We start from the raw sequence: 8,133 nt of genomic DNA, 5'->3' as shown, positions 1-8,133 counted from the left end.
GTATTGACACCAAAAAATATAATGCGCTTTCCTACAAGGAAGATCGATTAAGTTATTTACGTGCCTTGGCTATAAATACCTTGATCAGTGATGCTGTCGAGGTGTTTGTCAAGAATGAAGAAGCTATCTTGAAAGGTGATTTTGATATAGCCCTTTTGGACAAGAGCAAGTTCACTGCCCAGATCGACGATATCATCGCTTTGAGCGTAAATAATATTTATAGGTCGCAAGAGGTAATTGAAAAGGAAATTGCCGGTTATAAGATCATTTCCGATATACTTGATGTTTATATAACCGCTTTGGTTAGGACCTATAAGGGTAAAGCCTCGAATTATGATAAGCTCATGGTAAATACCCTACCGGGATTTTATCAACGTACTGCGCTGCCTTTGTACGAGATCGTGTTGAACACCTGCTGCTATGTGGCGAGTTTATCGGATAGTGCGGCAGTTCATATGCACAATAAGATCATGGGCAAACTGCTTTAAAATTCATATCTGACCCCAACGCCTAACGCTTGTTTGAACTGTAGTTTCGGTCTTCCCTCGTCCAATACAATATTATTGGCGTCTACCACGCGATCAAAAAGAATATCATCATCATAAATGATATGGGTGCCAATATTCGTAGTAATGAATTTATTTACCTTTAGATTAATGTTCAATTCCCAATCCACATCAATATTCCCAAAACTTGATAGATAATCGGTATATAAGCTCAGATCATGGCGTAATCCCACGTTTTTGGCGATTTCGGTTTCCAATTGGTTGGTCACGAGGAACCCCAGTTCTATAAAGGAGTTCTCTCCGGGTTGAACAACTTGCCCATTGGTGTCCAATAGTGCCTTTTGTACCCCAAAAGCTCCCTTGTCTGCCAATTCCTGGTCCAATACAAAAGTGGCTTTTTGGGTTAATGGCGAAATATAAAGATTGAACTTTTGATTTTCGGTAATATAAGAGGTGCCCGCACCCAAAAAGAAATATCCAGGAGCCATAAATCTTGAAATCGGGGTAGATCTATCCGGATATTTGTAACCGTTGGAAAACTGTGAATTGAAATTGGCTTTGACCGAATAATACCAATTGCTAATCGTGTCACGGCGATACCCAAAGGTAGACCCCAACTTAATGGCATCGTCGGTTTTCCTTAGCTTTCTGCCTTCTTGGGCATTTAGGCCATGCCTTAGTTCAATGAAATTATCCCATTTAATGTACCGGAACTTATAATTGCGTTCAAAACGTAAGTTGCCCAATCCTGAGACAGAGTTATCGCCACCTGCGTTCCAATTTACAAAAGCCACTTCGCTGAAGTTTATTCCCAATCGGTTGATCTTTGTCCAAAATGAAGGGATCCTGAATTTGTTACGTTCTTTGAGTAACGGTTTTGTTTTATTGAAAGTTATAATGGGGTTTGTAAGATTGGCACCCCTTGGCATATATTTGATCTTAACCAATGTCCTTCTGATAACAACGGTATCCATAACCGTTGAATCAACGGCGGTTGTTTGTGGAATGGAATCTTGGCCATAAAAGGAATTGAGGTATAAGAATAAAACAAATGCCGAAAATAAATTTCTGGAAATCTTATTGTTCATTAATTATCTTATTAATATGTTTTTTGATTGCTGTACCATCTATCCCGGCTATTTCCTGAAGTTCCCCAATAGTGCCGTGTTCGATAAACCTGTCGTCGACCCCTAGGATATCAATCGTGGTCTTATAGTGATGTTCATTGGCAAATTCCAAGATTGCACTACCAAACCCACCAATTTTGCAACCGTCCTCTATGGTGATCAAATGGGCGTATTGTTCGAAAATATAATGAAGTTGTTTGTTGTCCAAAGGTTTGATGAACCGCATATTATAGTGTCCTATTTGTTCGGCTATTGGTAAATCGGCGATGACCTGTTCAACTAAATTGCCAATATGACCTATGGAAAGGACACCGATTTTTGTGCCTTTTTTAAGTTCTTTTGAAACGCCAATCTCGATTTTTTCCAACGGAGATCGCCAATCGAGGGTAACCCCATGACCCCTGGGATATCGTATCGCGATAGGTTGGTCAAGACCCAATTGCGCGGTATACATGATGTTGCGAAGTTCAGCTTCATTCATGGGGGCAAAAATAATCAAATTGGGGATGCATCTCAAATAGGCGATATCAAAAACCCCATGATGGGTGGCACCATCTTGGCCTACGAGCCCGGCACGGTCCAGGCAAAAAATAACGGGTAGGTTTTGCAGACAAACATCATGAATGATCTGATCATAGGCCCGTTGTAAAAAGGTGGAATACACATTGCAGAAGGGAATCAGACCTTGGGTGGCCATTCCGGCGGCCAAGGTAACCGCGTGTTGTTCGGCGATGCCAACATCAAAAGCCCTCTCCGGAATTTCATCCATCAAGAATTTCAATGAGCTTCCGGTGGGCATGGCGGGAGTAATTCCAACAATTCGTGTATTGTTCAATGCGAGTTCAACCAAAGTATGGCCGAAAACATCTTGGTATTTTGGGGGAATCCTAAGGTCGGATTTCTTCTGAAGTTCCCCGGTATGTTTATCAAATCTTCCGGGTGAATGGTACATTACCTGATTTTCCTCGGCTTTTCTCAAACCCTTGCCCTTGGTCGTGATAATATGGAGGAGTTTTGGTCCCGGAACGGACTTTAAACGTTCTAGTTCGACTAACAGCCTATGAAGGTCATGGCCGTCAATTGGACCGGAATAATCAAAATTCAGGCATTCAAAGATATTCTCATCCTTGGCGCTTCCTTTTTTAACATTGGTCAAATATTTTTTCAGGGCACCAACACTAGGGTCGATACCTATGGCATTATCATTGAGCACAACCAATATATTCGCGTCGGTCACCCCTGCGTGATTAAGGCCCTCAAACGCCATACCACTTGCGATTGAAGCGTCACCTACGACTGCGATATGGTGGCGTTGTGTATCACCTTGCAATTTTGAGGCGATAGCCATCCCCAAAACAGCGGAAATCGCTGTAGAACTATGCCCGGTACCAAAGGTGTCGTATTCACTTTCTTTTCTGTTGGGAAAACCACTGATACCGCCCAATTGACGATTTGTAGCAAATAAATCCTTACGGCCGGTTAAGATTTTATGGCCATAAGCTTGGTGACCCACATCCCAAACCAATTTATCATTTGGGGTATCGAAGATGTAATGAAGGGCGATGGTCAGCTCAACCACACCCAGACTGGCCCCCAAATGCCCTTCTTTTACCGATACGATATCGATAATGAAGTTCCGAAGTTCCTGTGCAAGTTGTGGTAACTCGTCTTTTTTCAATCGACGAAGGTCTTTAGGGAATTCTATGTTATCCAAGTGATTCATAACCGATGGCAAATGTACGGGAAAATCATAAGTGACAATTATAATCTATACCATCAAAATTGTATTTTTGATGCCATGGATTTAGGTTTCGATGACACTTATTATATGAAAAAGGCGCTGCAAGAAGCAGAGATGGCTTTTGAAAAAGGGGAAGTGCCTATCGGGGCCGTTATTGTGATCAATGACAGAATAATTGCGAGGGCACATAATTTGACCGAGCAACTCAATGATGTTACGGCGCATGCCGAAATGCAGGCCATTACCTCAGCCGCAAATTTTCTGGGCGGAAAATATCTTCAGGATTGCACCCTGTATGTAACATTGGAGCCCTGTCAAATGTGTGCAGGAGCCTTATATTGGAGCCAAATATCAAAAATCGTGTATGCGGCCGAAGATCCACAACGGGGGTATGGGGTCATGGGTACAAAATTGCATCCGAAGACAAAAATTTTGGGCGGTGTTTTGGAAAAGGAGGCGTCGGACTTGTTGAAACGTTTTTTTGTGGAGCGAAGAAACCTGAACTAATCGACGTCTTGAAATAAAAAACCCTGACGTATACGTCAGGGCCTTAATACATTCGATAATAGAATATTTTAACCGATTACCTGCACTTGGGCAGCAACCGTTCCTTTTCTTCCTTCTTCCTCTTCGTATTCTACTTTGTCACCTTCGTTTAACTTAACACCGTTCAACGCTGTTGCGTGAACAAAAATGTCACTTCCCGTCTCGTCGTTGGTAATGAATCCGTATCCCTTGGACTCATTGAAAAATTTCACTGTGCCTGTCATTCCAATAGATATTAAATAGATGTTTAGAACACTAATTTATAATTTTTATGGCATTCCTAAACAAATTGCGAATAAATAATTGGTAGAATCATTGATTTTCAGGCTTTTCTATTTCTTCGCCACGCATCTTTCTGATGTTATCCTCGGTCAACATATAATCCTTCATCTTTTTTCCACGGCTTTCCTTATATAGAAATAAGGGCATCGCCACTAAAAAAAGTCCTGCTGTACCGAAGCCGATACATTTATTGCCCAATGCGGTATATTCGTCATGTATACTGAAACCATAGATAATTGATCCCAAGGATCCCAATACGATTAAGAGGATGAAATATTTCATTTTGTAAAATTGATCAACTTTCTTCGATATGCGGTCAATAGTTTTGATTTGGTAATAAATCCGACATATTTACCATTTTTTATGACAGGAAGATTCCAAGCACCACTGCTTTGAAACTTATCCATAATGTCGGTCATTTTATCCTTTTCCAATTCAATGACATCCGGGGGATTGTGCATCACATCATTTGCGATGACCTTGTCATATAACGATTGGTTGAACATGACCGAACGAATATCGTCCAATAGAATGATGCCCATAAGCCTTTTGTCCTTTTTGTCAAGAACGGGAAAAATATTGCGATTTGATTTTACGACGGCCTTATTGACAATGTCGCCCAAGGTCATTTCGGGGTGTATCGCCACAAAATTTTTCTCGATAACCTTGTCGATATCCATAAGGGTGAGCACCGCATGGTCTTTGTCGTGTGTAATCAGTTCTCCCTTTCGTCCCAGCTCCATATTATATACCGAATGAGGGTGAACATATTTCGTAATGGAGAAGGAAATGGCCGAAGTGATCATCAGGGGTATGAACAGTTCATAGCCGCCAGTAACTTCGGCGATGAGGAATATCGCGGTAAGGGGCGCATGTAATACCCCCGCCATTAAACCAGCCATCCCCACCAAGGTAAAATTACTTTCAGAAATCCTAGTAGAAAGTATCTCGATATTATTCAAAATTTTGGCCACACAGTTCCCCATAAGGCTGCCCATAAACAAGGTTGGGGCAAAAATGCCGCCCACCCCACCAGCACCGAACGTTATGGAAGTCGCAAATATCTTAAAGACCACAAGGCCTGCCAAGAGTAGAATCACGGTCCATATATTGCTTAGATCGAGATTAAAGATATTGTTCTGTAAAAATTTATCAGGATTGCCCTTTACCAAATTGTTGATGACATCGAACCCCTCTCCAAAAAGCGGGGGAATAAAGAATACCAAAACCCCAATACTTACCCCACCGATCAACAAGCGTTTTATCGGAGATCCCATTTTGTCGAAAAACTTTTGTACCCTGTCGTATACTTCGGTAAAATAAATGGAAGTGATGCCGGCAACCAGTCCGAGTATTACGAAAAAAGGAACATCTGAAATCTTGAAACTGTCCTCGATCTTAAAGGGCAGCAAAACATCATCCCCAAAGAAAAAATAAGAAGTAATAATAGCCGATATTGATGCCAATAAGAGGGGTAGCATGGAAGCGATGGTCAAATCCAAGCTAAAGACCTCGATGGCGAAAATAATGGCGGCGATCGGAGCCTTGAAAATAGAGGAAAGTGCACCTGCAGCTGCACAGCCAATCAACAGGTTCCTCGCGGATTGGTTCATGTGGAACATTCTGGAGATGTTCGAGCTTATGGCCGCGCCCGTGGCAACGGAAGGCCCCTCGAGACCTACAGATCCTCCGAAACCGACCGTAAGCGGAGCGGTCAAAATAGAGCCTAACATCTGGTATCTTCTCATGATGCCCTTTCTCTTAGAGATGGCATAGAGCGTTGAAGGAATACCATGACTCACTTTGTTCCTGATAACATATTTGATCACGAGATAAACCAATACAAGGCCAATGATCGGAAATACAAAGTAGAAGGCATGGTGATAGTATCGAACCAAGTTCCCTTCCAATAAATGTTGATAGAAATGGGTAAGGTTTTTTAGGATTACCGCTCCGATCCCCGAGGTAAAACCTACTAAAACGCTTAGAATATATATAAATTGGCGCTCTGTTATATGCTTGGCCCTCCAAACAAGAAAATTCGTAAGCCAAGATTTCTTTAATATTGCCATGTCAAGCGGGATCTTATATTAGATCATAAAACTAAGTTTTCAGCTTTAATTTAAGATGTAGTTCATCGAGCTGTTCGTCATCAATGGGAGCAGGGGCATCGATCATAACATCGCGACCACTATTGTTTTTGGGGAAAGCGATAAAATCGCGAATGGTTTCCTGTCCGCCGAGGATAGCGACCAAACGATCTAGGCCAAATGCGATTCCGCCATGTGGGGGCGCACCATATTGAAAGGCATCCATCAAAAACCCAAATTGTGCTCTGGCCTGTTCTGGGGTAAAGCCCAAGTGTTTGAACATGGTACTTTGCATATCCTTGTCATGTATTCTAATGGAGCCGCCACCTATTTCATTACCGTTCAGCACTAAATCGTAGGCGTTGGCCTTGACCTTGCCGGGATCGGTATCCAAAAGTTCCATTTGTCCAGGTTTCGGAGAGGTAAACGGATGGTGCATGGCATGATACCTTCCGGTTTCCTCATCGAATTCAAGAAGTGGGAAATCTACGACCCAAAGCGGTGCGAACTCCTCCTTTTTTCGAAGGCCAAGACGCTCGGCCATTTCCATTCTCAGGGCACTTAATTGCCCTCTGGTCTTATTTGCGTCCCCAGACAACACACAAATCAGATCCCCTGTTTTTGCGCCCGTTGCTTTAGCCCAGTTGGCCAAATCCTCTTCATTATAGAACTTGTCAACGGAAGATTTAAAGGTGCCGTCCTCATTGCATTTAACATAGACCATGCCTTTTGCCCCAACTTGTGGTCTTCGCACCCAATCAACCAAGGCATCGATTTCCTTTCTAGTATAAGAAGCACCGCCTGGTATCGCGATGCCTACCACCAATTCGGCGGTATTGAATACGCTAAAATCCTTATGTTGGGCAAGGGCGTTCAACTCCCCAAATTCCATCCCAAAACGAATATCGGGCTTGTCATTTCCATATTTCACCATGGCTTCGTCGTAGGTCATTCTTGGAAATTTGGTTGTTTCAACACCTTTGATCTCTTTTAAAAGATGACGTGTCAACCCTTCAAAGGCATCTAAGATATCCTCTTGTTCCACAAAGGCCATTTCACAATCGATCTGTGTAAATTCAGGCTGTCTGTCGGCACGAAGATCTTCATCCCTAAAGCACTTTACAAGCTGAAAATACTTATCCATACCACCGACCATTAATAACTGTTTAAAGGTCTGTGGTGATTGTGGCAAGGCGTAAAACTGCCCTTTGTTCATACGGCTGGGAACCACGAAATCACGAGCACCTTCAGGTGTCGATTTAATGAGATAGGGTGTTTCGACTTCAATAAAACCTTCGTTTGAAAGATAATTTCTTACTTCCATGGCCACCCTGCTCCTAAAAATCAGGTTTTCCTTGACAGGATTTCTTCGGATGTCCAAATAGCGATATTTCATTCTCAGGTCCTCGCCACCATCTGTCTGGTCTTCTATGGTGAAGGGAGGTGTCTTTGAGCTATTCAATAAATGAAGTTCTTTGACCAATACTTCGATGCCCCCAGTCGGAATGTTCGCGTTTTTAGAGGTCCTTTCTATGACCTTTCCATTGACTTGAATAACGAACTCACGACCAAGGTTCCTACCCTGTTCCAAGAGTTCCTGTGAAGTTCTTTCCTCATCGAATATCAATTGTGTGATACCATAGCGGTCACGTAGATCGACCCAAACTACAAAACCTTTGTCCCTGGTCTTTTGGACCCAACCGGCCAAGGTTACCTCTTTATCAATGTCTGATTCCCTTAATTCTCCACAAGTATGACTTCTGTACATGTATTGTTCTTCTTTTAAAAAGGCAAATTTAATCGAAATTATGTATTGGGACTTGGTAATGAGCGTCGAAAAT

At 42.4% G+C, this 8,133-nt stretch carries 7 protein-coding genes and 1 pseudogene; 2 read left to right on the top strand and 6 right to left on the bottom strand.

The window, feature by feature from the left end; translation table 11 throughout:
• Positions 1–488: pseudogene (locus WBM98_RS16775) on the top strand (dGTPase); the annotation flags it as partial.
• Here the strand turns inward: WBM98_RS16775 and WBM98_RS16770 are convergent.
• On the bottom strand, positions 485–1,594 hold the full coding sequence (locus tag WBM98_RS16770; RefSeq protein ID WP_424367166.1) for a DUF3078 domain-containing protein: 1,110 nt from the start codon (positions 1,592–1,594) through the stop codon (positions 485–487). The pseudogene WBM98_RS16775 and the gene WBM98_RS16770 overlap by 4 nt on opposite strands.
• Positions 1,584–3,356 (bottom strand): 1-deoxy-D-xylulose-5-phosphate synthase, encoded by a 1,773-nt coding sequence (locus tag WBM98_RS16765; RefSeq protein WP_424367165.1) that lies wholly within the window; start codon positions 3,354–3,356, stop codon positions 1,584–1,586. Before WBM98_RS16765 ends, WBM98_RS16770 begins: the two co-directional genes overlap by 11 nt.
• A gap of 75 nt (positions 3,357–3,431) precedes the next feature.
• Here WBM98_RS16765 and WBM98_RS16760 point away from each other — a divergent pair, with 75 nt between their 5' ends.
• On the top strand, positions 3,432–3,881 hold the full coding sequence (locus WBM98_RS16760; protein ID WP_424367168.1) for a nucleoside deaminase: 450 nt from the start codon (positions 3,432–3,434) through the stop codon (positions 3,879–3,881).
• A gap of 68 nt (positions 3,882–3,949) precedes the next feature.
• On the opposite strand, the gene WBM98_RS16755 is transcribed toward WBM98_RS16760, so the two are convergent.
• The 4 genes from WBM98_RS16755 to aspS form a co-directional block, all read right to left on the bottom strand.
• Positions 3,950–4,144: a cold-shock protein gene (locus tag WBM98_RS16755; RefSeq protein ID WP_424367164.1), complete on the bottom strand. Its 195-nt coding sequence runs from the start codon at positions 4,142–4,144 to the stop codon at positions 3,950–3,952.
• Between the two features lie 88 nt (positions 4,145–4,232).
• Positions 4,233–4,484, bottom strand: coding sequence for a hypothetical protein (locus WBM98_RS16750; protein ID WP_424367163.1), 252 nt, complete (start codon positions 4,482–4,484; stop codon positions 4,233–4,235).
• Complete coding sequence (locus tag WBM98_RS16745) at positions 4,481–6,274, bottom strand: chloride channel protein (protein WP_424367162.1); 1,794 nt, start codon at positions 6,272–6,274, stop codon at positions 4,481–4,483. The genes WBM98_RS16750 and WBM98_RS16745 overlap by 4 nt, the downstream gene beginning before the upstream one ends.
• A 31-nt stretch (positions 6,275–6,305) precedes the next feature.
• Positions 6,306–8,060 (bottom strand): aspartate--tRNA ligase, encoded by a 1,755-nt coding sequence (gene aspS, locus WBM98_RS16740; protein ID WP_424367167.1) that lies wholly within the window; start codon positions 8,058–8,060, stop codon positions 6,306–6,308.
• Positions 8,061–8,133 lie beyond the last annotated feature (73 nt).

This window comes from Maribacter sp. (assembly GCF_049667165.1).
Classification (GTDB): Bacteria; Bacteroidota; Bacteroidia; order Flavobacteriales; family Flavobacteriaceae; genus Maribacter_A.
Note: the sequence above shows the minus strand (reverse complement) of the source record. Positions and strands in the feature narration are given on the sequence as shown.

Bases quoted from the DNA above. Each gene is read 5' to 3' on its own strand.
- WBM98_RS16755 (WP_424367164.1), bottom strand. From the start codon at position 4,144: ATGACAGGCACAGTGAAATTTTTCAATGAGTCCAAGGGATACGGATTC.
- WBM98_RS16750 (WP_424367163.1), bottom strand. From the start codon at position 4,484: ATGAAATATTTCATCCTCTTAATCGTATTGGGATCCTTGGGATCAATT.
- WBM98_RS16770 (WP_424367166.1), bottom strand. From the start codon at position 1,594: ATGAACAATAAGATTTCCAGAAATTTATTTTCGGCATTTGTTTTATTC.
- WBM98_RS16765 (WP_424367165.1), bottom strand. From the start codon at position 3,356: ATGAATCACTTGGATAACATAGAATTCCCTAAAGACCTTCGTCGATTG.
- WBM98_RS16745 (WP_424367162.1), bottom strand. From the start codon at position 6,274: ATGGCAATATTAAAGAAATCTTGGCTTACGAATTTTCTTGTTTGGAGG.
- WBM98_RS16760 (WP_424367168.1), top strand. From the start codon at position 3,432: ATGGATTTAGGTTTCGATGACACTTATTATATGAAAAAGGCGCTGCAA.
- aspS (WP_424367167.1), bottom strand. From the start codon at position 8,060: ATGTACAGAAGTCATACTTGTGGAGAATTAAGGGAATCAGACATTGAT.